Origin of the sequence: Micromonospora sp. NBRC 101691, assembly GCF_030269285.1 — a bacterium.
GTDB lineage: Bacteria > Actinomycetota > Actinomycetes > Mycobacteriales > Micromonosporaceae > Micromonospora > Micromonospora echinospora.
This window is the reverse complement of record NZ_BSTB01000002.1, coordinates 58,554-83,498: the sequence shown is the minus strand read 5'-3', so window position 1 is coordinate 83,498 and position 24,945 is coordinate 58,554. Positions and strand designations below refer to the sequence as shown.

The 24,945-nt window shown below is 73.9% G+C and carries 27 protein-coding genes and 2 pseudogenes; 8 read left to right on the top strand and 21 right to left on the bottom strand.

The genetic code is table 11. The features are described from left to right. The first annotated feature begins 22 nt into the window (after nucleotides 1-22). Nucleotides 23-244 carry a DUF2631 domain-containing protein gene (locus tag QSK20_RS04465; protein WP_285787273.1) on the top strand — a complete coding sequence of 74 codons (222 nt, stop codon included), beginning with the start codon at nucleotides 23-25 and terminating at the stop codon, nucleotides 242-244. A gap of 125 nt (nucleotides 245-369) precedes the next feature. On the opposite strand, the gene QSK20_RS04460 is transcribed toward QSK20_RS04465, so the two are convergent. From QSK20_RS04460 to QSK20_RS32060, 8 genes are all read right to left on the bottom strand, one after another. After that, nucleotides 370-1,839, bottom strand: a complete 1,470-nt coding sequence (locus QSK20_RS04460) for a DivIVA domain-containing protein (RefSeq protein WP_285787272.1) — start codon at nucleotides 1,837-1,839, stop codon at nucleotides 370-372. A gap of 31 nt (nucleotides 1,840-1,870) precedes the next feature. After that, on the bottom strand, nucleotides 1,871-3,010 hold the full coding sequence (rlmN, locus tag QSK20_RS04455; protein WP_285787271.1) for a dual-specificity RNA methyltransferase RlmN: 1,140 nt from the start codon (nucleotides 3,008-3,010) through the stop codon (nucleotides 1,871-1,873). Between the two features lie 104 nt (nucleotides 3,011-3,114). Next, nucleotides 3,115-4,446, bottom strand: coding sequence for a phosphatidate cytidylyltransferase (locus QSK20_RS04450; protein ID WP_285787270.1), 1,332 nt, complete (start codon nucleotides 4,444-4,446; stop codon nucleotides 3,115-3,117). 347 nt (nucleotides 4,447-4,793) lie between these two features. Then, complete coding sequence (gene frr / locus QSK20_RS04445) at nucleotides 4,794-5,351, bottom strand: ribosome recycling factor (protein WP_088980176.1); 558 nt, start codon at nucleotides 5,349-5,351, stop codon at nucleotides 4,794-4,796. A gap of 55 nt (nucleotides 5,352-5,406) precedes the next feature. Beyond that, nucleotides 5,407-6,174, bottom strand: a complete 768-nt coding sequence (gene pyrH, locus QSK20_RS04440) for a UMP kinase (RefSeq protein ID WP_285787269.1) — start codon at nucleotides 6,172-6,174, stop codon at nucleotides 5,407-5,409. A 162-nt stretch (nucleotides 6,175-6,336) separates the two neighbouring features. Continuing rightward, nucleotides 6,337-7,164: a translation elongation factor Ts gene (gene tsf / locus QSK20_RS04435; protein ID WP_285787268.1), complete on the bottom strand. Its 828-nt coding sequence runs from the start codon at nucleotides 7,162-7,164 to the stop codon at nucleotides 6,337-6,339. Between the two features lie 137 nt (nucleotides 7,165-7,301). Next, nucleotides 7,302-8,156 carry a 30S ribosomal protein S2 gene (rpsB, locus tag QSK20_RS04430; protein WP_285787267.1) on the bottom strand — a complete coding sequence of 285 codons (855 nt, stop codon included), beginning with the start codon at nucleotides 8,154-8,156 and terminating at the stop codon, nucleotides 7,302-7,304. A gap of 404 nt (nucleotides 8,157-8,560) precedes the next feature. Next, nucleotides 8,561-9,832 carry a hypothetical protein gene (locus QSK20_RS32060; protein WP_502888841.1) on the bottom strand — a complete coding sequence of 424 codons (1,272 nt, stop codon included), beginning with the start codon at nucleotides 9,830-9,832 and terminating at the stop codon, nucleotides 8,561-8,563. Between the two features lie 235 nt (nucleotides 9,833-10,067). On the opposite strand from QSK20_RS32060, the gene QSK20_RS04420 reads away from it, so the two are divergent. The 3 genes from QSK20_RS04420 to QSK20_RS04410 are packed head-to-tail and all read left to right on the top strand — an operon-like array spanning nucleotide 10,068 to nucleotide 13,309. Further along, a complete protein-coding gene (locus QSK20_RS04420) occupies nucleotides 10,068-10,427 on the top strand; it encodes a YraN family protein (RefSeq protein WP_285787266.1) in 360 nt (119 codons plus the stop codon). Nucleotides 10,428-10,442: 15 nt separating this feature from the next. Next, nucleotides 10,443-11,963, top strand: coding sequence for a YifB family Mg chelatase-like AAA ATPase (locus QSK20_RS04415; protein ID WP_285787265.1), 1,521 nt, complete (start codon nucleotides 10,443-10,445; stop codon nucleotides 11,961-11,963). Then, nucleotides 11,960-13,309 carry a DNA-processing protein DprA gene (locus QSK20_RS04410; protein WP_502888840.1) on the top strand — a complete coding sequence of 450 codons (1,350 nt, stop codon included), beginning with the start codon at nucleotides 11,960-11,962 and terminating at the stop codon, nucleotides 13,307-13,309. The genes QSK20_RS04415 and QSK20_RS04410 overlap by 4 nt, the downstream gene beginning before the upstream one ends. Here QSK20_RS04410 and QSK20_RS04405 read toward each other — a convergent pair. Then, the gene (locus tag QSK20_RS04405) at nucleotides 13,254-13,595 is read right to left on the bottom strand and encodes a hypothetical protein (protein WP_285787264.1); all 342 of its coding nucleotides are present in this window, start codon (nucleotides 13,593-13,595) and stop codon (nucleotides 13,254-13,256) included. The two genes, QSK20_RS04410 and QSK20_RS04405, sit on opposite strands and share 56 nt — an antisense overlap. Before the next feature lie 230 nt (nucleotides 13,596-13,825). On the opposite strand from QSK20_RS04405, the pseudogene QSK20_RS32220 reads away from it, so the two are divergent. The 3 genes and pseudogenes from QSK20_RS32220 to QSK20_RS04395 all read left to right on the top strand — a co-directional run. Then, nucleotides 13,826-14,245: pseudogene (locus QSK20_RS32220) on the top strand (site-specific integrase); the annotation flags it as partial. Continuing rightward, nucleotides 14,231-15,163 carry a tyrosine-type recombinase/integrase gene (locus QSK20_RS04400; RefSeq protein ID WP_502888856.1) on the top strand — a complete coding sequence of 311 codons (933 nt, stop codon included), beginning with the start codon at nucleotides 14,231-14,233 and terminating at the stop codon, nucleotides 15,161-15,163. The pseudogene QSK20_RS32220 and the gene QSK20_RS04400, both read left to right, overlap by 15 nt. A 133-nt stretch (nucleotides 15,164-15,296) precedes the next feature. Beyond that, nucleotides 15,297-16,478 carry an aminotransferase class V-fold PLP-dependent enzyme gene (locus QSK20_RS04395; protein ID WP_285787262.1) on the top strand — a complete coding sequence of 394 codons (1,182 nt, stop codon included), beginning with the start codon at nucleotides 15,297-15,299 and terminating at the stop codon, nucleotides 16,476-16,478. Nucleotides 16,479-16,606: 128 nt separating this feature from the next. Here QSK20_RS04395 and QSK20_RS04390 read toward each other — a convergent pair. Continuing rightward, nucleotides 16,607-17,182 (bottom strand): annotated as a pseudogene (locus QSK20_RS04390) (M23 family metallopeptidase); the annotation flags it as partial. Nucleotides 17,183-17,346: 164 nt separating this feature from the next. Here QSK20_RS04390 and QSK20_RS04385 point away from each other — a divergent pair. Continuing rightward, nucleotides 17,347-17,976, top strand: a complete 630-nt coding sequence (locus QSK20_RS04385) for a methyltransferase domain-containing protein (protein WP_285787261.1) — start codon at nucleotides 17,347-17,349, stop codon at nucleotides 17,974-17,976. Nucleotides 17,977-18,166: 190 nt separating this feature from the next. Here the strand turns inward: QSK20_RS04385 and QSK20_RS04380 are convergent, their stop codons facing one another. From QSK20_RS04380 to QSK20_RS04330, 11 genes are all read right to left on the bottom strand, one after another. After that, nucleotides 18,167-18,490 (bottom strand): DUF2469 domain-containing protein, encoded by a 324-nt coding sequence (locus QSK20_RS04380; RefSeq protein WP_007075222.1) that lies wholly within the window; start codon nucleotides 18,488-18,490, stop codon nucleotides 18,167-18,169. Further along, nucleotides 18,487-19,299, bottom strand: a complete 813-nt coding sequence (locus tag QSK20_RS04375) for a ribonuclease HII (protein WP_285787260.1) — start codon at nucleotides 19,297-19,299, stop codon at nucleotides 18,487-18,489. The genes QSK20_RS04380 and QSK20_RS04375 overlap by 4 nt, the downstream gene beginning before the upstream one ends. Further along, the gene (locus QSK20_RS04370; RefSeq protein ID WP_285787259.1) at nucleotides 19,293-19,760 is read right to left on the bottom strand and encodes an NUDIX hydrolase; all 468 of its coding nucleotides are present in this window, start codon (nucleotides 19,758-19,760) and stop codon (nucleotides 19,293-19,295) included. The genes QSK20_RS04375 and QSK20_RS04370 overlap by 7 nt, the downstream gene beginning before the upstream one ends. Nucleotides 19,761-19,832: 72 nt before the next feature. Next, a complete protein-coding gene (gene lepB / locus QSK20_RS04365) occupies nucleotides 19,833-20,465 on the bottom strand; it encodes a signal peptidase I (protein ID WP_285787258.1) in 633 nt (210 codons plus the stop codon). Then, complete coding sequence (gene lepB / locus QSK20_RS04360; RefSeq protein WP_285787257.1) at nucleotides 20,462-21,325, bottom strand: signal peptidase I; 864 nt, start codon at nucleotides 21,323-21,325, stop codon at nucleotides 20,462-20,464. Before lepB (QSK20_RS04360) ends, lepB (QSK20_RS04365) begins: the two co-directional genes overlap by 4 nt. Nucleotides 21,326-21,483: 158 nt before the next feature. Then, nucleotides 21,484-21,840 (bottom strand): 50S ribosomal protein L19, encoded by a 357-nt coding sequence (gene rplS / locus QSK20_RS04355; RefSeq protein ID WP_088980190.1) that lies wholly within the window; start codon nucleotides 21,838-21,840, stop codon nucleotides 21,484-21,486. Between the two features lie 143 nt (nucleotides 21,841-21,983). Next, complete coding sequence (gene trmD, locus QSK20_RS04350; protein ID WP_285787256.1) at nucleotides 21,984-22,754, bottom strand: tRNA (guanosine(37)-N1)-methyltransferase TrmD; 771 nt, start codon at nucleotides 22,752-22,754, stop codon at nucleotides 21,984-21,986. A 41-nt stretch (nucleotides 22,755-22,795) separates the two neighbouring features. Then, nucleotides 22,796-23,350: a ribosome maturation factor RimM gene (gene rimM / locus QSK20_RS04345; protein WP_285787255.1), complete on the bottom strand. Its 555-nt coding sequence runs from the start codon at nucleotides 23,348-23,350 to the stop codon at nucleotides 22,796-22,798. Further along, nucleotides 23,350-23,610, bottom strand: a complete 261-nt coding sequence (locus QSK20_RS04340; protein WP_172900246.1) for an RNA-binding protein — start codon at nucleotides 23,608-23,610, stop codon at nucleotides 23,350-23,352. The genes rimM and QSK20_RS04340 overlap by 1 nt, the downstream gene beginning before the upstream one ends. After that, nucleotides 23,585-24,025: a 30S ribosomal protein S16 gene (gene rpsP / locus QSK20_RS04335; RefSeq protein WP_285787254.1), complete on the bottom strand. Its 441-nt coding sequence runs from the start codon at nucleotides 24,023-24,025 to the stop codon at nucleotides 23,585-23,587. Before rpsP ends, QSK20_RS04340 begins: the two co-directional genes overlap by 26 nt. Nucleotides 24,026-24,269: 244 nt before the next feature. Beyond that, nucleotides 24,270-24,920, bottom strand: a complete 651-nt coding sequence (locus QSK20_RS04330; RefSeq protein ID WP_285787253.1) for a ribonuclease FAU-1 family protein — start codon at nucleotides 24,918-24,920, stop codon at nucleotides 24,270-24,272. Nucleotides 24,921-24,945: the final 25 nt, after the last annotated feature.

Genomic DNA, 24,945 nt, shown 5'->3' with positions numbered 1-24,945 from the left:
GATCGCGAGGGAAGGACCGACAGTGGCAGGAAGCGAGCCGGTAACGTCGCCAGACCAGCACAAGCCGGGGTACCGCAAGGCCGGTCAGATCGGCGCGGTCCTCACCGCGCTGGCGATGCTGGCGATGATCTGCGGCAACCACGAGGGCAGGGTCGAGGACATCTTCCTGATCGTCGGCGCGGCGTTGCTGCTGCTGGTCGTCATCGGCGACGTGGTGCTGCGCCGCAACGGCCTGCGGTCCTGACCCGCCGGCTGGGTGACCCGCCGCCGGGCGACCCGGACGACGTGACGAGGGCCCGCCCCCCACTCGGGGGCGGGCCCTCGGTCGTCGTTCCCGGGAGCACCGCTCCGGCGTCCGGCTCGGCCCGGTCAGCGGCCGAGCAGGATGTCCTGGACGTCCTTCAGCGCCGCGTCGACCTCCGCCTCGAAGTAACCGCCCGGAACGAGCGGGAAGCGCATGCTGTCGAGGTCCTTCGGGTTGACCGGCATCGGGCCCCGCCCCGACATGCCGCCGAGCAGGCTGTCGAAGAACCGGTCCACCTGATCCGGGTCGTACCCGCTGCCGAACCGCCGCACCTGGAACCCACGCCGGATCTGGTCCACCCGGTGGAGGTCACTCCCGGGCGGGCCGGCCATCGGCGGCGGGCCGCCCATCGGGGGGCCGCTGGCCGGTTGGGCCGGCAACGCCGGGGGCATCCCGGGCGGCGGACCGGCCGGACCACGTCGCAGGTCCCGATCGGGCATGCGGATCTCGGCCGTCATGTCCGCCCGGCCGCGCCGACCCGCCTCGAAGCCGTCGAACCGGTCGTCCGGCCCGTACCCGCCGGGGCCGGCGGGGAGACCACGGGGCGGCGGGCCGCCGTGCCCGGGCGGGGGCGCGGCATGACTGCGTGGCGGGGCGTCGTAGTCCTCCCGGGGCGCGTCGAAGCCGCCCGGGAAGGCACCGGTCTGTTCCTCGTACCGGCCGTACCGGTCGCCCGGATTGGGCTGTGCGGGCATCGGCCGGGGCGGTAGCGGCGGTGGAACCGGCCGCCCGCGCTCGTCACGCATCGGCGGACCCATCCGGTCCGGCGGGCCCATCGGGTCGGGCGGCCCCATCCGATCCGGGGGACCCATCCGATCCGGGGGACCCATCCGATCGGGCGGCCCCATCCGATCCGGCGGCCCCATCCGATCCGGCGGACCCATCCGGTCGGGCGGGCCCATCCGGTCGGGCGGGCCCATCCGGTCAGGAGGGCCCAACCGGTCGGGCGGGCCCATCCGGTCGGGCGGGCCCATCCGGTCGGGCGGGCCCATCCGGTCGGGCGGGCCCATCCGATCCGGGGGACCCATCCGGTCGGGCGAGCCCATCCGATCCGGCGGACCCAATCGATCCGGGGGCCCCATCCGGTCCGGCGGACCCATGCGGTGCTCGGGGGGACCCATGCGGTCCGGCGGGCCCATCCGGTGCTCCGGCGGACCCATGCGGTCAGGGGGGCCCATGCGGTGCTCGGGGGGACCCATCCGGTCCGGCGGGCCCATCCGGTGCTCCGGCGGACCCATCCGGTCAGGGGGGCCCAACCGGTCGCCGGACCGGGCGGGAGGAAGGGCCCCGCCGCGCTCCTCCAGCTCGGCGAGCTGCCGCTCGACCCGGTCCAGGTGAAGGTCGACCTGCCACTCGTCATACCCGTTGAAGCGGACCCGGAAGACGACGTCGTGCACCTCCTGGGAGGCAACGGGCGCGCCGGCCGGCTCGCCGGCGAGGGTCGCCTCGACCCGGTCCAGGAAGGCGTCCACCTCGTCGACCTTGTAGCCCCGGCGGAGCGCCTTTCGCCGGAAACGCTGACCCTGACTCGCCACTATGTCTCCTGGTTCAGTTCGCTACGCCCCGTCACGCCGTCGCCCCGTCCTGCTCCCCCTCGGCTGCGGCCAACTGCCCACACGCGCCGTCGATCTCACGCCCACGCGTGTCACGCACGGTGGTGGAGACCCCGGCGTCGCGCAGCCTCCGGACGAACTCCCGCTCGACCGGCTTGGGGCTGGCGTCCCACCGGCTGCCAGGGGTCGGGTTGAGCGGGATGAGGTTCACGTGCGCCAACCTGCCGGCCAGCAACCGGCCGAGCAGATCCGCCCGCCAGGGTTGGTCGTTGACGTCCCTGATCATCGCGTACTCGATCGACACCCGACGCCCCGTCCGGGCCGCGTAGTCCCACGCGGCGTCCAGCACCTCGGCGACCTTCCAGCGCTGGTTGACCGGCACGAGCTCGTCGCGAAGCTCATCATCGGGCGCGTGCAGGGAGAGCGCAAGGGTCACCGAGAGGTCTTCGCTGGCCAGACGGCGGATGGCGGGCACCAGGCCGACCGTGGACACGGTGATGTGCCGCTGCGACAGCCCCAGGCCCTCGGGGGCCGGCGCGGTCAGCCGGCGGATCGCCGCGACCACCCGGGAGTAGTTCGCCAGCGGCTCGCCCATGCCCATGAACACCACGTGCGACAGCCGGGCCGGTGAGCCGGACACCACCCCGGAGGCGGCCACCCCGGCGAGGTAGACGGCCTGGTCGACGATTTCCGCGGTGGAGAGGTTCCGGGTGAGGCCGGCCTGGCCGGTCGCGCAGAACGGGCAGGCCATGCCGCAGCCGGCCTGGCTGGAGATGCAGACCGTGACCCGGTCCTGGTAACCCATCAGGACGCTCTCGACCAGGGAACCGTCGTGCAGCCGCCAGAGCGCCTTGCGGGTGGCCCCGTCGTCGCAGGCCAGTTCACGGACCGGAGTGAGCAGTTTCGGCAGCAGGTCGTCGGCCAGCCGCTCCCGGGTGGCCGCGGGCAGGTCCGTCATCCGCGCCGGGTCCCGGACCAGCCGCCCGAAGTAGTGGGTGGAGATCTGCCGCGCCCGGAAAGCCGGCTCCCCCAGCTCGGCGACGAGGGCCTTCCGACCCTCGAGGTCGAGGTCGGCGAGGTGACGTGGGGGCATCGAGGCCCGTCGGGCAGCGGCGGCGTCCGGATCGACCGGGATCATGGGCAGGCTCGTCATGGCCTGTCCAGTCTCCCACGCCCGCGCCGCCCCCGGCCCGTCCGCCGCTGTCCGGCCACCGCCGGAACCCCTGACCAGGACGGCAACCCGCCGTGATCCATGCCTCAGCTCACCACCGGCGCGAAGACCGCGAGCAGCAGGTACGCCGTGGGGACGGCGAAGAGGATCGAGTCGAGCCGGTCCATCAGGCCCCCGTGACCGGGGAGCAGGTTGCTCATGTCCTTGATGCCGAGATCACGCTTGATCATCGACTCGGCGAGGTCGCCGAGGACCGCCGCGATCGACACCGCCACCCCGAACAGGGCTCCCCACCAGGGCGCCACGTCGAACAACAGCCAGATCAGCAGGGCGCTGCCGAGCGCCGCCGTGCCGACCGAGCCGTAGAAGCCCTCCCAGGACTTGCTCGGGCTGATCGTGGGGGCCATCTTGCGCTTGCCGAAGTTGGCGCCGGCGGCGTAGCCACCGGTGTCGGAGAGGACCACCGCGACCAGGGTGACCAGCACCCGGAGGTGACCGTCCCCGGGGACGGCGGCGAGCAGCGCGGCGAACCCGGCGAGGAACGGCACGTAGACGGCGATCAGGGTGGCCGCGGTCATGTCCCGGCCCAGACCGGCCTTGCCCTCGGAGAGCCGCCACACCAGGGTCGCCGCCAGGGTGACCAGCAGTCCCAGCACCAGCGCGTCCGGACCGGACCACCAGGCCAGTCCGACGGTGAGCACGCCACCGGCGATCAGCGGGACCACCGGTGGGTGGGCGCCGGCGCGGCGCACCGCGCGGCTCATCTCCCACATGCCGACCGCCACCGCTGCGGCCAGCACGACCAGGAACGCCAGGATCTCGGTGAAAAGCGGCACCAGGATCAGCGCGCCGAGCGCGAGCCCCACGCCGATGGCGGCGGGCAGGTTCCGGCCGGCGCGGCTGGAGCGGCCGTGTCCGGCGGCGGAGCCACCGCCCCGGACCGGGCGTCGCCGGCCCCGCCAACGGCCCGGTGGTCGCTCCGACGCGGGCTCCGCCGTCCCGGCGGGACCGAACGGGTCGTGCGCCGGTCCGTGCGCCGACGGGTCCGGCGCGGGCCCTGGCTCCGGTTCCGGCCCTGGGCCGGCAGCCGGCTCCGCGTACGGGTCGCCCTCCGGCCCCGGGTACGGGTCGGGTCCGGCCGCTCCGGCCGGCTGGTACGGGTCGGGGCCGTCGATCGGCGCCGGCCCGCTCGACCAGGCCCGGTCGAAGTCCGGGTGGCCGGGGACGAGGGTGGGCTGGTCGTCCGCCCGCGCCTCGTCGTACTCCTCGGGGGTCCAGGTCACGACGGGCTGTTCGGCGTACGCCTGCCGGACCCGGCTACCGGGCCCCAGGTCGTGCTCCGGCCACGGGAGGGCGGGACGGGCCGCGCGGTCCCTGCCGCGGGGCTCGATGCTGCCGTAGGAGTCGAGGTGGGACATCACGCACCGAACGGGTGCGACGCGAGTTCCACCACAAGACGCAAGACCAAGACCATCCCCTGCACGCGACTGTTGTCCGTCCGGTACTCCCGCCCGACGGCCGGGAGATCCCCACTGTTCACGCTCCGGCAGTGGCGAATCGAGCCGAGCCTACTGCACCTACGGGCCGCGCACTCCCACAGACGAGGCCTGCCGTACTCCGGGTGCGACCCGGCGGGGCCGGGCACTCCGGGTACGGCCGGCCATCGGGGGCGGACAGCCGACGGCACCGGTGTCCGCCGCCGCCGGGGCGGACGACACACCGGTGCCGGGTGGCGCGGACGGGCCAGCGGCCGTCCCGGCGCCGGTCAGACCTCGAGCAGCTCGGTTTCCTTGTGCTTGACCAGCTCGTCGACGGTGGCGACGTACCGCTGGGTGAGGTCGTCGAGTTCCTTCTCGGCACGGCGACCGTCGTCCTCGCCGGCCTCACCGTCCTTGACGATGCGGTCCAGCTCCTCCTTGCCCCGGCGGCGCACGTTGCGGATCGCCACCTTGGCTTCCTCACCCTTCTGCCGGGCGACCTTGATCATGTCGCGCCGGCGCTCCTCGGTCATCTGCGGGAGCAGGATGCGCAGCTGGTTGCCCTCGTTGTTGGGGTTGACGCCCAGGTCGGAGTCCCGGATCGCCTTCTCCATCGCGCCGAGCTGCGAGTTGTCGTACGGCTTGATGATCGCCATCCGCGGCTCGGGGACCGCGACCGAGGCCATCTGGGTCAGCGGCGTGGGGGTGCCGTAGTAGTCGATGATGACCTTGGAGAACATGTTCGGAGTGGCCCGCCCGGTGCGGATCGCGCCGAACTCCTCCTTGGCGTGCTCGACCGCACGCTCCATCTTCTCCTCGGCCTCGAGGAGGGTGTCGTCGATCACCTGTCCCCTCGCCTCCTTCTCGTGTTCGTTGTGGGCCTGTCGTGTCGATGGCCGGTCAGGCGGTGATCAGCGTGCCGATCCGTTCGCCGGCCACCGCACGGATGATGGTGTCCTCACCCTGGGCGCCGAAGACCAGCATCGGCAGACCGTTCTCCATGCAGAGGCTGAACGCGGCGGCGTCGGCCACCCGGAGGTTACGGCGCAGCGCCTCGGAGAAGGTGATCGAGTCGATCTTGCTGGCGGTGGGGTCGAGGTTCGGGTCGGCGGTGTAGACGCCGTCCACGCCGTTCTTGCTCATCAGCACCACGTCGGCGCGGATCTCCAGGGCCCGCTGGGCGGCCACCGTGTCGGTGGAGAAGTACGGCATGCCCGCACCCGCGCCGAAGATGACCACCCGGCCCTTCTCCAGGTGCCGGATCGCGCGCAACGGAATGTACGGCTCGGCGACCTGGGCCATCGTGATCGCGGTCTGCACCCGCGTCTCGATGCCCTCCTTCTCCAGGAAGTCCTGCAACGCCAGGCAGTTCATCACGGTGCCCAGCATGCCCATGTAGTCGGCGCGGGCACGGTCCATGCCACGCTTCTGCAACTCCGCGCCCCGGAAGAAGTTACCGCCACCGATCACCACGGAGACCTGCACACCACGGCGGACCACGGTGGCTATCTGCCGGGCGATGGCCTGTACGACGTCCGGGTCGACGCCGATCGCGCCGCCGCCGAAGACCTCACCGGAGAGCTTGAGCACGACCCGCCGGGCCCGGCCGGGTGGCGGTGCCGTCGGATCGTCAGCCGCCCTGGTCCGATCACTCACAACCTGCGTCATCCGACCGCCCTTCCCCTCGCGCACGTTCCGCGCGCCGCGTCCCTGCGTCTCTGCCCGATGTCGACCCTATGTGACGAGGAGGCCGCGGTGCCTGTGACGTACACCTGCGACCTCCTCCTCGACGTTCCTGCCCACCGGGCGCGGCCGCGCCCGGTGACCGGCTCAGGCCTGGCCGACCTCGAACCGCAGGAAGCGGGTCACCTCGATGCCGGCCTCGGCCAGCACCTGCTTGACCGTCTTCTTGTTGTCGGCGACCGACGCCTGCTCGACCAGGACGTAGTCCTTGAAGAAGGCGTTCACCCGACCCTCGACGATCTTCGGCAGCGCGGCCTCGGGCTTGTTCTCCTCGCGGGCGGTCTGCTCGGCGATGCGCCGCTCGGACTCGACCACGTCGGCCGGGACCTCGTCGCGGCTGAGGTACTTCGGCCGCATCGCGGCGATCTGCATGGCGACGGCCCGGGCGTCCGAGTCGGCGGCCTCGTCGGTCTTGCCGGTGTACTCGACGAGGACACCGACGGCCGGCGGCAGGTCCTGGCTCTTGCGGTGCAGGTAGACGGCGGTGGTGCCGTCGACCTTGGCGAAGCGGTTCAGCACCAGCTTCTCACCGATCTTGGCGGACTGCTCCTGGACCAGGTCGGCGACGCTCTTGCCGTCGATGGTGCTGGCCAGCAGCTCCTCGGCGGTAGCGGCGTCGCTGCGCTCGCCGTGCTCGACGAGCTGCTGGGCCAGGGCGATGAAGGCGTCGTTCTTGGCGACGAAGTCGGTCTCGCAGTTGAGCTCCAGCAGCGCCTTGCCGGAGTGCGCGACCAGGCCGTTGGCGGCGGTCCGACCGGCCCGCTTGCCGACGTCCTTGGCGCCCTTGACACGGAGGATCTCGATGGCCTTGTCGAAGTCGCCCTCGGCCTCGGTCAGCGCCTTCTTGGAGTCCATCATGCCGGCGCCGGTGAGGTCGCGGAGCTTCTTGACGTCCGCGGCGGTGAAGTTGGACATGGCTCTCTCTTCGGTGTTGAGGCTCGGTGGGATGGTCTGGGGCGCCGGCCGTCCGGGAGCGGACCGGACGCGGCGCGGAGCCGGCGCGGCCGGCGGGTCCGCCGCTCCCGCCCGCCGGGGCGGGAGCGGCGGCGCGGTCACTCCGCGGCGGCGGCCGCCGGCTGCTCAGCGGCAGTGGCCGCCGGCTGCTCCTCGTCGGCCTTCTTCGGCTCCTCGAGCAGCTCACGCTCCCACTCGGGCAGCGGCTCGTCGGCGCCGACGGTGCCCGCCTCGGGCTTCTCGTCGGCGCCCCGACGCCGGCCGGAACGGGCGATCAGGCCGTCGGCGACGGCGGCGGCCACGACCTTGGTCAGCAGCTCGGCCGAGCGGATCGCGTCGTCGTTGCCCGGGATCGGGAAGTCGACCTCGTCCGGGTCGCAGTTGGTGTCGAGGACCGCGATGACCGGGATGTTCAGCTTCCGCGCCTCGTCGACCGCGATGTGCTCCTTCTTGGTGTCGACCACCCAGATCGCGGCCGGGAGCTTCTGCATGTCCCGCAGGCCACCGAGGGTGCGGGTCAGCTTGATCTTCTCGCGGGAGAGCTGGAGGGTCTCCTTCTTGGTGTAGCCGGCGGCGGTGCCGCTGAGGTCACCGAGGGCCTCCAGCTCCTTCATCCGCTGGAGCCGCTTGTACACCGTCTGGAAGTTGGTCAGCATGCCACCCAGCCAGCGGTGGTTGACGTACGGCTGACCGACCCGGGTCGCCTGCTCGGCGATGGCCTCCTGGGCCTGCTTCTTGGTGCCGACGAAGAGAACGCTGCCGCCCTCGGCCACCGTGTTGCGCACGAAGTCGTACGCCTTCTCGATGTAGTCGAGGGTCTGGCGCAGGTCGATGATGTAGATGCCGTTGCGCTCGGTCATGATGAAGCGCTTCATCTTCGGGTTCCAGCGCCGGGTCTGGTGCCCGAAGTGGACACCGCTCTCCAGCAGCTGACGCATGGTCACGACGGCCATGGTGGGGTACTCCTCGAAAGATCCCTGGTTGTCACGCCCGGCCGGCGGCCGGGCGTCCTGGCGCCTGGTCGCCGGTCATGGTGGGCCCGATCGGCATCGGGACCAGGGGACCGTCGCCCCACGGGGAGACCGTGGAGAGGACGCGCGAAGTCGACCGCGCGAGGCGGTCGCCAGTCGACAAGTGTACGCCCCCACCCGGCCCCCTACCCCCGGGGTGTACCAGGACGGGCCGTGGTCAGTGCCGGCCGGGCACGGACGCCGCCGGCCGGGCACCCGGCCGAGGCCACTCACCCGGGGCGACAGGAAGGCCCGGGTGACCACCCGGCCGACGCCGACGAACGGGCGCGCCCGCCGGCACCGTGCGGGTCCGGCGGGCGCGTGCGGTGGAGGGCCGACGGGGATGCTCAGCGGGCGGCGAGCGCGGCCGCGAGGAAGAGCACCAACCCGACGGTCAGGTACGCGGTGGGCGGGCGCAGCCAGCCACGGCTCCCCTCGGCCAGCGCCAACCCGCCGGTACGCAGCCCGTAGAGACCGGCACCGAAGATCGGCAGACCGCCGACCAGGAAGATCCCCACGACGACGTGGGAGACCGGCGCCGGATCGGCGGTCAGCCCGTGCAGCAGCACCCGCAGGGCGGGAACCTCGAAGACCAGCACCACCAGGGCGATGAGGACCGCGAGCGCCGGACGGCGGGTTCGGTAGACCCCGTCCCCGACGGCGGGACCGGGGCGGCCGAGCGCGCCCATCCCGGGATAGCCCAGCGGATCCGCGCCCGGCGGCGGCAGGTCGGCACGGGGCATGACCGGCGGCATCGGGCCGGTCGGCATCTCCAGCGGATGGGGCGGCTCCACGGCCGGGCCCGTCTCGACGGCACGGTCGAGGTCGACGCTCCGACCGGCGTCGCCACGGCCGAGGTCGACGCCACGGTCCAGGTCGACGCCACGGCCGGCGTCCAGGCCACGGTCGAGATCGACGCCGCCCCGGCCCAGGTCGACGCCACGGCCGGCGTCCAGGCCACGGTCGGGATCGGCGCCCCGACGGTCCAGGTCGATCGCGCGGCCGTGGTCGGCACCGTGCCCCGCCTCGACGTTGCGACCCGGGTCCGTGCTCCGGCCGGCGTCGACCGTCCGGCCCGGCTCGGCGACCCGACCCACCTCGCCCGTGCGGGACGGTTCGACGACCGGGTAGCCACCGAACGGGGACTGCCGCACGGGGTCCGGAACCCGTACCCGATCCGGCGTCTCGACGTCGTCACGGAAGGAGTCGATCTCCTCCCGGAAGGAGTCGACGTCCTCCCGGAAGGCCAGTTCGTCCCCGGACCGCTCGCGGGAACGACGGGAGGCACGCTCACCCCGTAGGTCACTCCCGGTGACTCCACTCGCGGTGGAATCGGCGCGTCGGGACCGAGACGCCCGGTAACCCTCCGCATCCGGACGCTCCACCCCCAGTGGGTCGTCCTCGCGGTATCGGCCGGGCTCGGCATACCGGCTCGTCGGGGGGTCGGTCAGGTCGCCGTACCGTCGCTCACCGGTGTCACCACGCTGCTCAGGCGTCCGGAAGTCGTCACCCCGGTAGCGATCATCGCCACCGGCGTGCCACTCGGACTCGCCGTAGCCACGGTCACCGGAGCGCCACCGCGACTCCTGATCTTCGGGAAAGCTCCGTCGTCCGTCCACGACCGGCACCGTATGTGACACGGACCATCCCGCGCCATTCGCCGCTCCGAGATCACCTTCACCTACCCTTTTCGTTACTCGGAGTACAGATCGACGGGCTATCGACCCGGGCCGCCGCCAGCCGGCCATAGCACGGCCGGGGCATGATCGTCCGGTTGTCCACAACCGCCTCCGTCGTCCACAGGTGGGCGGTCCGGAGCTGCGGCAGCGGACCGGTCCGGTGCACGGTGCCGGCATGACGAGACGAAGCCAGGCGGTCGGCGCGTACGGCGAACGGTGCGCGGTCCGACACCTGATCGGGGCGGGGCTGCGCCCGGTCGCCCGCAACTGGCGGTGTCCGGAGGGCGAGATCGACATCATCGCCTGGGACGGCGACGTCCTCGCCTTCTGCGAGGTCAAGACCCGCCGCGACGGCAGCTTCGGCAGTCCCGCCGAAGCCGTCGTCCCGACGAAGGCCCGACGGCTGCGGGGGCTCGCCGTGCGGTGGCTGACCGAGACCGGGACCCGCGCGGACGACCTGCGCTTCGACGTGGTGTCGGTCCGCCTGTCCGCCGCCGGGGCCGCCCGCGTCGAGCACCTCAAGGGCGCGTTCTGAGATGGGCGGCCGCCGGTGAGCTACGCCAGGGTGCTCTGCGTCGGTCTGGTCGGGATGACCGGGCACCTGGTGGAGGTGGAAGCCGACCTCGCGCCGGGACTGCCCGCCCTCGCGATCAGTGGACTGCCGGACACCGCGCTGCACGAGGCCCGGGACCGGGTCCGGGCGGCGATCGTCAACTCCGGCGAGACCTGGCCCAACCGCCGCATCACGCTCAACCTGCTGCCGGCGACACTGCCGAAGTTCGGTTCGGCCTTCGACCTGGCCATCGCGGCGGCCCTGCTCGGCAGCGCGGGCCAGCTCCCGCTGCTGCCTCTGGAGGGGGTGGTGCTCCTCGGCGAGTTGGGGCTCGACGGGGCGGTGCGGCCGGTCCGGGGCGTCCTGCCGATGGTCGCCGCCGCGGCCCGTGCCGGCGTGACCCGGGCGATCGTGCCGGTGCAGAACGCCGCCGAGGCCGCGGTGGTCCCCGGGATGCGGGTCCGCGCGGCCGACAGCCTGCACCGGCTGGTGGCCTTCGTCCGGGACGGCACCCCGCTGGCCGAGCCGGCACCCGCCGCCGCGACCACCACCGCGGCCGGCCCGGACCTCGCCGACGTGGCCGGGCAGGGATACGCCCGCCGGGCGTTGGAGGTGACCGCGGCCGGTGGCCACCACCTGGCGCTGCTCGGGCCACCCGGTACCGGCAAGACCATGCTCGCCGAGCGGCTCCCGTCGATTCTCCCGGCGCTGGACGACGAGGCCGCCCTGGAGGTCACCGCGCTGCACTCGATCGCCGGTCTGCTGCCACCCGGCGGCGAGCTGCTGCGCCGGCCGCCGTTCCAGGCCCCGCACCACACCGCGACCGTGCCGGCTCTGGTCGGGGGCGGTCCGGGACTGGCCCGGCCCGGCGCGGTCTCGCTGGCCCACCGAGGGGTCCTCTTCCTCGACGAGGCCCCGGAGTTCACCCGGGGCGCGCTGGAGGCCCTGCGGCAGCCCCTGGAGGACGGACACGTCCAGCTCGCCCGGGCCCGGGGTGCCGCCGGGTATCCGGCGCGGATCCAGTTGGTGCTGGCGGCCAACCCCTGCCCCTGCGCCCGGCCGGTGGGGGACGTCGCCTGCGAGTGCAGCCCGCTGGCCCGCCGTCGCTACCTCGGCCGCCTCTCCGGTCCGCTGCGGGACCGGATCGACGTCCAGGTGACGGTGCCGCCGTTGCGTGCCGCCCAGCTGATGGGGACGGGTGAGGTGGCCGAGCCGTCGGCGGTGGTGGCGGCCCGGGTCGCGGCGGCCCGTGCGGCGGCCGCCGAACGGTGGGCGGCGGTCGGTCACCGTCTCAACGCGGAGCTGCCCGGTCCGGTGCTTCGCCGCCCGCCGTTCCGGCTGCCCGCCGGGGACACCGCCGAGCTGCGCCGACGGCTGGACACCGGATCGCTCTCCGCCCGGGGCTTCGACCGGATCATCCGGATGGCGTGGAGCATCGCGGACCTGGACGGCCGGGCCCGTCCGGGCCGGGACGACGTGTGGGAGGCGATCAGCCTCCGGACGGGAGAAGAGGCATGACCGACCACGACCACGCCGACCGGCTGGCCCGCATCGCGCTGACCTGGCTCGCCGAGCCCGGCAACTGGCCGGTGTACCGCCTGGTCACCGAGCTCGGTGCGGTGGCCGCGCTCGACCTGCTGCTCGACGGGGGCGCCCCGGAGGAACGAGTACGTCGGGCCGTGGCCGCCCGGGCCGGGTCCGCCGATCCACGGGCGGTGTCGGCGCAGGCCCTGGCCCGTACCGAGCGGCTGGGGGCCCGCCTGGTCACCCCGGCCGACGCCGAGTGGCCCGGCCGGGTCGGTGACCTGAACCGGCTGGTGCTGCCCGGTGCCAGCCGCTGGGTGGACACCGAGACGGCCCCGCCGCTGTGCTTCTGGGTGCGCGGCGGCTGGCCGCTCGGCGAGGCACTGGACCGGTCGGTGGCGGTCGTCGGCGCGCGGGCCGCCACCTCGTACGGGGTCCATGTGGCCACCGAACTCGGGTACGGGCTCGCCGATCGGGAGTGGACGGTGGTCTCCGGAGGGGCGTTCGGCATCGACGCCGCCGCGCACCGGGGGGCGTTGAACGCCGGAGGCGTGACGGTGGCGGTGCTCGCCTGCGGGGTGGACCGGCCGTACCCGATGGGCAACAGCGCCCTCTTCGACCGGATCGCCGAGACCGGCCTGCTGGTCAGCGAGTGGATGCCGGGCGCCGAGCCGCTGCGTCCCCGGTTCCTGATCCGCAACCGGGTCATCGCCGTGGCCACCCTGGGCAGCGTGCTGGTGGAGGCGTCGGCGCGCAGCGGGGCCACGCAGACCATGCGGCGGGCGCTCGCCGTCGGCCGTCCGGCGATGGTGGTGCCCGGTCCGGTCACCTCGGCCATGTCGGTCGGGGCGCACGAGCTGCTCCGCGAGTACGAGTCGGCCCGGCTGGTCACCGGCGTGCCGCACGTGCTGGAGGAGGTCGGACGGATCGGTGTCGACCTCGCTCCCCCGGCCCGGGGCCCGCACCGTCCCGGCGACCTGCTCGACGACGAGGCGGCGCTGCTGCGGGAGTCGTTGCCCCGGCGGGGTGTGGTAGGCCCGGACGTTCTCGCCGCCCGGGCCGGGCTGGACGTCCGGACGGCGTTGCGCAAGCTCGCCCTGCTGGAGGAAATGGGCCTGGTGGCGCGCCGCGACGGCGGTTATGCGATACCGCCGCGACGGCGCGGCCCGACGGTCCCCCGGACCGGGGCGGAACAGCCCGTCGCCGACCAGCGGTCCGGGCCGGGCGCCGAGGGCGGGTCCGGGTGCCCGGTGCCCACGGCCGGAGCCGAGCCGGCGTCGCGGGTCAGTCCCCCTCCAACCGGATCTCCACGTCGTGCCCCCGCATGCACCGACGGGTGAGCGCCGCCAGACTCCGGATCCGGGTCATCTCCGCCGGGGAGGCGGCGACCTCGGCGAGGCAGCGCAGCTCGGCCATGAGCCGGGGCGCCTCCGGGGCGCTCACGACGAGTTCCCCGGCGGGATCGAACCGGTCCAGCAGCGGCGTGCGTCCGCCACCGCGGGCCCGGGTGAGCAGCCGCAGCAACACGTCGTCGGAGTCGTCCACCACCTCGACCGGGACGTAGGAGCAACGGCGGGCGGGACCGGCGGACCGGACCACCCGGTAGAGCACGACATCCAAACCCATCCGGCCGCCTCCGCCCGTCGACGTCTGCCTGACCCGTACCGGACCGGCCCACCTCGACGAGCGGACGTCAGGCACGACGACCACGTCACCGGCGAGCCGGGACGGCCCCACGACCGGGGAGGCCGCTGTCGGCGACACCGGACGGTCGGGGCCGGCGGGTCCGCCGCGCTGCCACCCGCCTGTCCTCGACCGTAAGCTGAACCGGTGCAGCGGGACAACCACATCCCGGCGTGGTGCGCACGTCGGCTCCCCGGCGGCCGGGTGGTCGACGGCCGAGGCAAGCCTCACCCGCTGAGGAGCGGCCCCACCCGCGTGCTCCACGCCGATCGGCCCACCACCACCGCCGACGGCGGTGGCGGTGGCGGTGGCGTCCCACGCCGGTCGGCGGGGCCACGGTGAGCCGTGCCGACGACAGCACCCGGGCCCTGCACGAGGCGCTGCCCCCACCGCTGCGCGACGTGGTGGACGAGTTCGCCCGGCATCTGTCCCAGGTGCGCGACCGCTCGCCGCACACCGTGCGGGCGTACGTCGCCGACCTGGTCTCGTTGCTCGACCACACCGTCCGGATGGGCGGTGGCGTCCCCGCCGACGTGGACCTGACGGTGCTGCGCAGCTGGCTGGCGAAGCAGCGGACGATGGGGGCGGCCCGCAGCTCGTTGGCCCGCCGCGCCGCGTCGGCGCGGACGTTCAGCTCCTGGGCACACCGGTCCGGGCTGCTGCCGACCGACGTGGCGGCCACGTTGGCCAGTCCCCGGGCCCGGCGGGAGCTGCCCACGGTGCTCCGGGTCGACCAGGCCGCCGCGCTGCTCGACGCGGCCCGTCACCACCGGAGCGGCCGGGACCCGGCCGCCGCCTCCCGCGCCGCACCGGACGCGTCCATGCCCGCGCCGGACGCGACCGTGCCCCCACCGGACGCGACCGTGCGCGCGCCGGCACGGTCGGTCACCGCCGTCCCGACGCCCGAGCCGGACGCGACCGTGCACGCGCCGGAACGGTCGATCACCGCCGCCTCGACGCCCGAGCCGGCGGAGACGGTCGGGCGACGGCCCGACGAGGATGACGAGGCCGTGCTGCTGCGTGACCGGGCCCTGCTGGAACTCCTCTATGCCACCGGGGTGCGGATCAGCGAGGCGTGCGGGTTGGACACCGGCGACGTCGACCACGGCCGGCGGCTGGTCCGGGTTCTCGGCAAGGGGAACCGGGAACGGTCCGTGCCGTACGGGCTCCCGGCCCAGCGTGCCGTCGACGAGTGGCTGCGGCGGGGGCGGCCGGTCCTGGCCCGGCCGGGCTGCGGGAACGCCCTGCTGCTCGGCGCGCGGGGCGGCCGGCTGCACCCCACCACCGCCCGCCGGATCGTCTCCGCCCACGCCGACGCCGCCGGGCTGCCCCACACCAGCCCGCACGACCTGCGCCACTCGGCTGCCACGCACCTGTTGGAGGGCGGCGCGGACCTGCGGGCGGTGCAGGAGATCCTCGGCCACTCCTCGCTGGCGAGCACGCAGATCTACACGCACGTGTCGGTGGAACGCCTGCGGGCCGCATACCGGCAGGCCCACCCCCGCGCCTGACCGGCCGACCAGGCACCGGGCGCGGGCGCGGCGCGGCGGCCAGGCGGTGTCCGGTCGAGGGACCGCACCGGCGCCGGCCTCGCCCCTGCCACGAACCCCGAAACCCGGACCGGAGGCGGGCTACGATCACCGGGTGACCGTCCCGCAGCCCCCCGCCCCGCTGCCCGGCGCCCGGTTGCTGTTCTCCCTCGATCCGGCGGTCAGCCACCTCAACCACGGCGCGTTCGGCACCGTCCCGCTCCCGGTGCAACGGGCCCAGCAACGGCTGCGGGACGAGATGGAGGCGAATCCGCACCGCTTCTTCTCCCGGGGTCTGGTCGAGCGGGTCGCCCACGCCCGACGGCACCTCGCCGGTTTCCTCGGTGCCGATCCGGAGGGCAGCGCGCTGGTCGGCAACACCACCACCGGGGTCGCCGTGGCGCTCCAGTCGCTCGGCCTGCGCCCCGGCGACGAGGTGCTGACGACCGACCACTGCTACGGAGCCGTCGTCCTCTCGGTGCACCGGGAGTGCGGGCGGACGGGCGCCTCGTCCCGGGTCCTCCCGGTGCCGCTCGGCGCCACCGACGAGGAGATCGTGGAGACCGTCCGCACCGGGCTGCGACCGGGGCGGACCCGGTTGCTCGTGGTCGACCAGATCAGCTCGGCCACCGCCCGGCTGTTCCCGGTCGCGGCCATCGTCGGTGTCGCCCGCGAGCAGGGGGTGCCGGTGCTGGTCGACGCCGCGCACGTGCCCGGCATGCTGCCGGTCGGCGTGGAGAGCATCGGTGCCGACTTCTGGGTCGGCAACCTCCACAAGTGGGGGTACGCTCCGCGCGGCACCGCCCTGCTGGCGGTACGCCCGCCGTGGCGGAGCCGGATCGAGCCCCTGACGGTCTCCTGGGAGCAGGAGAGCGGCTACCCGGCGCGGGTCGAGTGGCAGGCGACCCTGGACTACACCGGCTGGCTCGCCGCCCCGGTGGGGCTCTACACGCTGCGCGGCCTCGGCGTGCAGCGGGTGCGTGAGCACAACGCCGCCCTCGCGGCGTACGGCCAGCGGGTGGTCGGGGACGCCCTCGGCGTGGCGCCGACCCACCTGCCGGACCCCGGCGGACCGGGGGTGGCGATGCGACTCGTCCCACTGCCGCCCGGGACGGCCGCCACCTTCGAGGGGGCGAAGGCCCTGCGGGACCGGATCGCCGACCGGCTCGCCACCGAGGTCGCCGTGGCGGCGTGGGACGGTCGCGGCTGGCTGCGCCTCTGCGGGCAGGTCTACAACAGCGCCGAGGAGTACGAGCGCCTGGCGGTGCGCCTGCCGCCCCTGCTCGCCCAGCGCTGACCCGTCCGCCCGGCAGCACGACCCGTCCGACCCGCAGCACGACCCGTCCGACCCGCCGGGCGACCCGCAGCACGACCCGTCCGACCCGCCGGGCGACCCGCAGCACGACCCGTCGGGCGCACCGGCGAGGGCAGCAGCCGCACCGGGACCGGCCCGAGCAGGGCGAGCGGGTCGAGGTACTCCTCGCCCCGGCGCAGGCCCCAGTGCAGGCAGGCCGGTGCCGGGCAGCCGGCGTGCCCCGGCGACAGTTCCCCCAACGGTGTGCCGGCGGCGACCCGGGCGCCGACCCGCACCGACGGGCGCACCGGCTCGTAGGTGGTGCGCAGTCCCTCGGCGTGTCCCACGGTGACCACCGGTCGACCGGCGACCATGCCCGCGAAGAGCACCACCCCGGCACCTGCCGAACGGACCCGGGCGTCGGCCGGGGCGGCCAGGTCGACGCCCCGGTGACCGGGCAGCCACGGCCGGGGCGGTGGATCGAAGTCGCGGACCGGAGGGGACGGTGCGTCCAGCGGCCACCGGAAGACCGGCCCGGCGGTCGGCCGCGCCGGGTCGGACGCCGACAGCGGTACGGGTTTCACGGGAGCCGACGCCCAGCCGACCGGATGGGCCGCCGGTCCGGTCGCCGGGAGAGCGGTCAACGCCAGCGCCGCCATCGGGGCCACCAGCGTGACCCGGTTCGGCACGCGTCTCCGTCGCGTCATGGCTGTCACGCCCGCAGCGTGCCCGGCACGGCCGGCCGACGCCACCGGCGGGGTGGTCACCTGTGGACGGCGCGACGCCCTGTGGACGAACGCCCACGCCTGCCGACGATCTGCTATGGCCGGCCGCCCGAGCAGCACCGGTCCCGGCTCTCTAGGCTGGCCCGGTGGACAGCGACTGGTACGCCTGGCACGCCGACTACGACGACCCGGACTCGCCGCTCTCGCACCGGCTCGCCGAGGTACGGCGGCTGGTCGGCGCGGCGCTCGACCAGGCGCCCGCCGGAGGGCTGCGTGCGGTCAGCCTCTGCGCCGGGCAGGGCCGGGACCTGATTCCCGTACTGGCGGAGCATCCGCGCGGCGTCGACGTCACGGCTCGGCTGGTCGAACTGGACCCCCGCAACGCCGATCTGGCCGCCGAGGCCGTCCGGGCCGCCGGGCTCACCCGGGTCGAGGTGGTCCGGGGCGACGCCGCGCGCACCGACGTCTGGGCGGATCTCGTGCCCGCCGAGATCGTGCTGGTCTGCGGTCTCTTCGGCAACATGACCGACGCCGACGTCCGAGCGGTGGTCCGGCACTGCCGGCAGCTCTGCGCGACCGGCGGCACCGTCGTCTGGACCCGGCACCGGGGCGCGCCGGACCTGGTGCCGACGATCTGCGACTGGTTCGCCGAGGAGGACTTCACGCTGCTCTCCCTCACCGGGCCGGCGATTCCCAGCGCGGTGGGGGCGCACCGCCTCACTGGTCGGCCCCACCCGCTGCCGGCCGGGGTGACCATGTTCGAGTTCGTCCGGTGACCTGACCGGTGGCGGGATCCGTCGTCGGACCGGCGGCACGGCCCGACGACCGACCGGCGGCGCGACGGCCCCGGCGACCACTGTGGAACGGACGGACCGGCCCGCCACGCGACGACGGCACGGTCAGCGCTGGCCGGACGGCGGCCGACGGCGGTGGTCGGGGATCAGCCTGCGGGTCGGGCGGGTGGCCTCAGCCGCCGAAGCCGGAGTCGGCGGGGAGGGAGATGTCCGGCTTCTCCAACTCCTCGACGTTGACGTCCTTGAACGTCATCACCCGGACATTCTTGACGAACCGGGCAGGGCGGTACATGTCCCACACCCAGGCGTCGTGCATCTCGACCTCGAAGTAGACCTCGCCGTCCGAGTTGCGCACGTGCAGGTCGACCTGGTTGGCCAGGTAGAACCGGCGCTCGGTCTCCACCACGTAGGAGAACTGGCGGACAATGTCGCGGTACTCCCGGTAGAGCTGAAGCTCCATCTCGGTCTCGTACTTCTCGAGATCTTCCGCGCTCATCGCACTCCGCCCTCCATGACCACATCTTCCCCCACCGGCACCGGCGGTCGAGGCTGCTCGCCCAACGCCACGCCGACGGTACCCCCTGACCGCCCTGAACGCTCCATCGGCTCGTGGCCGCCGGCCGTCACCGGACGCCGGGAGCGGGGCGGACGCCCGTCCCGGCCCGACACCGCCGCCACGTTGACGTACGAGAACCGGTGCTCGGCGCACGGCCCGTGCTCCCGCAGCGCGGCGGTGTGCTCGGCGGTGATGTACCCCTTGTGGTCGGCGAACCCGTACCCCGGGTGACGCGCGTCCAGCTCCACCATCATCCGGTCCCGGGTGACCTTGGCGAGCACGCTCGCCGCCGCGACGCACGCCGCGACCCGGTCGCCCTTCCAGACCGCCAGCCCCGGCACGTCCAGACCGTCGACGGGGAAGCCGTCGGTCAGCACGTACTCCGGCCGGGTGGTGAGCGAGGCGAGCGCCCGGCGCATGGCGGCCAGGTTGCACACGTGCAGGCCCCGGGCGTCGACCTCGTCGGCCGGGATCACCACCACCGCGTACGCCAGGGCCCGGGCGACCACCTCCTCGTACACCCGCTCCCGGCTGGCCGGGGTGAGCAGCTTGGAGTCGGCGAGCCCGTCGATCTCGCCCCGCCGGCCCTCGGGCAGCACCGCCGCAGCGGCCACCAGCGGTCCGGCGCAGGCACCTCGGCCGGCCTCGTCCGCGCCCGCGACGTGCCGGAAGCCCCGGCGTTGCAGCGCGCGTTCGAGGGCGTAGAGACCGCCGTCGCGGCGGACGACCGTACGTGGCGGCGTCAGCACCCCGTCCCACCTCCCCGCACCCGGGTCAGCAACGCCGGCAGGTCCACCGGGTAGTACCGCTCGGTGGTGGCCGCCAGCTCGTCCCGGGACCACCAGCGGTGCCCGGTGACGGTGGCCCGTTCGATGTCGTCGAACCCCGTGGTGTCCACCTCCCAGGTGGGCACCCGGACCAGGAAGAAGTCCTGCTCCTGGCGGTACCACACCCCGTCGAACGGGTACTCGACCGTCTCCCGCCACACCGGCTGGCCCAGTTCGGCGGGGGTCAGCCGGAGCCCGGTCTCCTCGGCCAGTTCCCGGGCCGCGCCGGCGGCGCTCTCCTCGCCGGTGTCCAGCCCGCCGCCCGGGGTGAACCAGTACCGGTGCCCGGGGCGGGCCGGGTCGACCCCGCGGAAGAGCAGGACCCGCCCGGCCGCGTCGAGCAGCAGGACGCGCGCCGCGCGCCGGGGGGTGGGGGCAGTCACCTCTCCAGCCTGCCAGACCGGCCCCGCTCCGCCTGCGACCACCCTGGCCCCGTCCTGGCGGCCCGGCCGGCGTCAGGGATTCGGGATGCCCTCGAAACTGCTCGGCACGGAGAGCCAGGTGGCCCGGCTCACCGGCCAGAAGACGGTGAAGGCCCGCCCCACCACGTCGTCGACGGGGATGGTCGCCAGGTCGATGTCCTGGAGCCGCTCCCAGTGCTCCAGCGAGTCGCCGGAGGCCGACCGGTGGTCGCCCATCACCCAGAGCCGCCCCTTCGGGATGGTGACGTCGAAGTCCTGGTCCGCGGGCTTGTCCCGCCGACCGTCGACGGAGTAGACGTACGGCTCGTCCAGCGACCTGCCGTTGATCATCAGTCGGTCCTGGTCGTCGCAGCAGACCACGCGGTCGCCCCCGACGCCGATGACCCGCTTGATGTAGTCCTCGCCGTCCGGGTTGCCGCTCCACTCGGTCGGCGCCTTGAAGACGATCACCTCGCCGCGTTCCGGGGAGCGGAAGTCGTAGACCAGCTTGTTGACCAGCACCCGGTCGTCGATCTGGAGAGTGTTCTCCATCGACGGCGAGGGGATGAAGAAGGTCTGCAACACGAAGGCGCGGACCAGCACCGCGACCAGGATCGCCACACCCAGGAGGACCGGCAGCTCCTTCCAGAAGGAACTGCGGGGCTTGTCGGTCTGCTCGTCTATCACGAGTGGAGCCTACGTCGCCCGACGCGCATCGATCGACCGGAACGCGCGACAAGCCCGCCCACGCCGACCAGCGGCGCGAACGGCAGCACCTGGCCGACCGGATCCGGTCCGGCCGGCGCGGGCGCGGCGACCACGGCGTCGACCTCGGCGAACGTCTCCGGCACCGGCAGCGACGACCAGCGGGAGGACGGCCAGACGACCAGGAACGCCCGGCCCACCACGTTGTCGATCGGCACCGGCCCCTGGCAGCGGGCGTCCTGCGAGACGAGCCGGTGGTCGCCCAGCACGAAGATCTGCCCGGGTGGGACGACCACCTCGTCGAACCGGCGGGACCGGCACTCCCGGGGGTTGGGGGGCAGGTCCAGCGGCGAGTCGCGCAACACGTACGGCTCGTCGAGCGCCACGCCGTTCACGGTCACCCGGCCCTGCGCGTCGCAGCAGGCGACCCGGTCCCCGGGGATCCCGATCACCCGCTTGATGAAGTCCTTCTCGCCCGGGCGACTCACCCCGACCAGGTCGCCGAGGGTCTGCCCGAGCTTTGCCAGGAACCCCGGCTCCGGCACCCCGTCCACCTGCGGCGCCCACCGGTCGGTGCCCCGGAACACCACCACCTCGCCCCGGGCCGGGTCACGGACGTCGTAGACGACCTTGTTGACCAGCACCCGGTCCCCGACCAGCAGGGTGTCCTCCATCGAGCCGGACGGGATGAAGAACGCCTGGAGCAGGAACGTCCGGATCAGCACGGCGAGGCAGAAGGCGACGACCAGCAGCAGCGGCAACTCCTGCCAGAGCGGCATCTGGCGGCGGGGCCGCCGCCGCCACGGGTCGACCGCGCCGTCCTCGTCCACCGACTGCACCACGCCCACTCCCCGCATCAGCACAAACGACTACCGCCCGCCGAGCCTCGTCGAGGCTCCACGGGCGGTGGACGATCCGTCGGCACTGCTGCGCCCGCCCGACCAGAGTAGTGTGCCCGGGTCGGAGGGGCTCCGGCGTGCCGGCCGGTGTGGCGGCGAGATCAGCTGGGCTGCTTCTCGCGCTTCTCCTTGATCTTGGCCTTCTTGCCCCGCAGCTCGCGCAGGTAGTAGAGCTTGGCCCGGCGGACGTCACCACGGGTCACGACCTCGATACGGTCGATCGCCGGGCTGTTGACCGGGTAGGTCCGCTCGACGCCGACGCCGAAGCTGATCTTCCGGACGGAGAAGGTCTCCCGCAGGCCGTCACCCTGGCGGCGGATGACCACGCCCTGGAAGATCTGCACACGGGACCGGTTACCCTCGACGACCCGCGCGTGCACCTTGACGGTGTCACCGGCGCGGAAGTCGGGGAGGTCGGTCCGCTTCGACTGGGCGTCAAGGGCGTCCAGGATGTTCATCGCTGCAACCTCGTAAGGCTCACGGCGCGCCGGTGGTCGGCACGCGAACGGGTGATTCTGATCCTCGGGTGGTGGCCGGTGGAGACGACCCCGGTCGGGGATCCTCGTAGCCGCCCACGGTGTGAGCGAATACGGCAACCCCCCTACTCTGCCATATCCCCTTCCGGTGCCGGGAACCCGGCCCGGTCGAGCGCCGCCCGGTCCTTCCGGTCCAGCTCGGGGCCGAGGGCGGCGAGCATGTCCGGTCGGCGTCGCGCGGTCCGGCGCAGCGCCTCGTCCCGCCGCCAGCGGGCGATCCGGCCGTGGTCACCGGAGCGGAGGATCTCCGGCACCTCGTGGCCGCGCCAACTCGGCGGCTTGGTGTAGACGGGCGCCTCCAGCAACCCGTGGGCGTGCGACTCCTCGTCCAGGGAGCCGGCGTTGCCGAGCACCCCGGGCAGCAGCCGGGTGACCGCCTCCAGGACCACCAGCACCGCCACCTCGCCGCCGAAGAGCACGTAGTCACCGAGGGAGACCTCGGTCACCGGCATCCGGGTGGCGGCGTGGTCCAGCACCCGCTGGTCGATGCCCTCGTACCGGCCGCAGGCGAAGATGAGGTGCTCCTCGGCGGCCAGCTCGTGCGCCATGGCCTGGGTGAACCGTGCCCCGGCCGGGCTGGGGACCAGCAGCCGGGGCGGCGGGGCGTCGGCCGGGGCGAGCGCGTCGAGCGCCTCGCCCCACGGCTCCGGCCGCATCACCATGCCCGGCCCGCCGCCGTAGGGCGTGTCGTCGACCGTGCGGTGCACGTCGTGGGTCCAGGTCCGCAGGTCGTGTACGGCCAGCCGGAGCACCCCCCGCGCCCGGGCCCGGCCGATCAGCGACAGGTCGAGCGGGGTGAGGTACTCCGGGAAGATCGACACAACGTCGACGCGCATGGCGGGGGTCGCTCCTGCGGGTGTCACGGGTGGTGCCGGCGTCACAGGTCGAGCAGCCCGCCCGGCGGGTCGACGACGACGCGACCGCCGGCCAGGTCGACCTCCGGCACGATCGCCCGGACGAACGGGATCAGCGCGGTACGTCCCTCGGGACGCCGCACGACCAGCAGCTCGGAGGCGGGCGCGTGCTCGACGCGGGCCACCTCGCCCAGGTGCTCGCCGGTCGGGGTGACCACGGCCAGCCCGACGAGCTGGTGGTCGTGGAACTCCTCCGGGTCCTCCGGCGGCGCGATGCCGGCGCTGTCCACCGCGAGCAGCGTGTTCCGCAGCGCCTCGGCGACGTCCCGGTCGAGCACGCCCTCGAACACGACCAGCAGGCGTCCCTGGTGCCAACGGGCGGACTCGACGGTCAACCGGTCGGGCACCTGGTACGGCACGCCCGGACCGGGCGCCGGGTTCGCGGGCCTCGCCCCCGGCTCGGTGGTCAACACCGAGCCGGGGGCGAACCGCGTTTCAGGTTCGTCGGTCCGCACCTCCACGGTGACCTCACCGCGGACACCGTGCGGCTTACCGATCCTGCCGACGACGAGGAGCATCAGTACGAGTCGACGATGTCGACGCGTACCCCGCGCCCGCCGATGGAGCCGATCACCTGGCGCAGCGCCTTGGCGGTCCGGCCGGACCGCCCGATCACCGTGCCGAGGTCCTCCGGGTGCACGCGGACTTCCAGCCGCTTGCCCCGACGGGAGTCCACCAGCCGGACGCGCACGTCGTCCGGGTGGTCGACGATCCCCTTGACCAGGTGCTCCAGGGCCGGACGGATGGCCACGTCAGGCCTGCTCACCGGAGTTCGCACCGGCCGGCTCCTCGGTCTTCGCCGCCTCGGCCTTCTCGGCCTTCTTCGCCGGCTTGGCCGGGGCGTCGGTCAGACCGGCCGCGGCCTTCGCCTCGGCCTCGTACGCCTCCTGGCGGTTGACCCGCTCCGCGGCGACCTTCAGCGGCGGCGGGGCCGGCAGGCCCTTGAACTTCTGCCAGTCGCCGGTCAGCTCCAGCAGACGCTGCACCGCCTCGCTCGGCTGGGCGCCGACGGACAGCCAGTACTGGACCCGCTCCGACTTGACCTCGATCACCGAAGGGTCTTCCTTCGGCTGGTAGATCCCGACGAACTCGATCGCGCGACCGTCCCGCTTGGTGCGGGAGTCGGCGACGACGATGCGGTACTGCGGGTTGCGGATCTTGCCCATCCGCAGGAGCCGGATCTTTACGGCCACAGTGTTTTCGCTCCTGTTGCGATTCTCACCGGCCCGAACGGGCGGTGCGGCGGGGTGAGAGCCGACCGGCACAGTGGGGATGGGCCGGGGACTGCTCGGGTGGACTGGCGGCATGCCCGGGTTAGAGGGCGCCGGACACGCGCCGGATACCAGCCAGCCATTGTGCCAGATTCCAGGCCGATCCCTCGCACCGGGTCGCCTCGGCGGCCCGTACGCGTCGGCCCGGCGGCTGACACGTGTCGGCTCAGCGGACGGGCTTGCGGTCCCAGCCCGGCGGCAGGGCCGACGGGGCGACCCACTCCGCCGGCGGGGTGAAGTCGCACCAGGTGCCGTCGAAGGGGAACCGTCCCGCCTCGGCGAGCGCGATCACCCGCCGCCCCTCGGCGCGGACCGCCGCCTCGTCGGCCACCCAGTAGTGCTCGGGCAGGGCGAGCCGCTCGGCGAACTCCTCCTCGTCCTTCCACTGCCAGCTCAGGTCCGATCGCACGACCACGTCGAGGTCCTGGTCGACCATGTCCACCCCGGCGAGGTGACCGTCGTCCCAGCGGACGCCCGGTTCCTCCAGGTTCACGTACCAGTTGGCGAAACATCCCTCTTCGTCGGAGAACCACCACACCGAATGGGCGGCCCCGGCGGGCAGGAACTTCAGCAACGGCGGGCCGTTCCAGCGGCTCACCGCCAGCCCGTAAGACGGGGAGGTCACCCACTCGGCGAACGGCATCGTCCGCATGCCCCGGCCGTCGGCGCTGACCTCGCTGGCCACCGGGGAGTCCCGGGCGATCCAGAGCAGCAGGCCGCGCTCGTCGTCGCTGACCACCCGGGCCGGGCGGACCCAGCCGATCCGGCCCCGCCGCACGTTCCGGTGCACGATCAGTCGTCCCGGCTCGAACCGCACCCGCGCCTCCCGCTGTCTCGCCGAC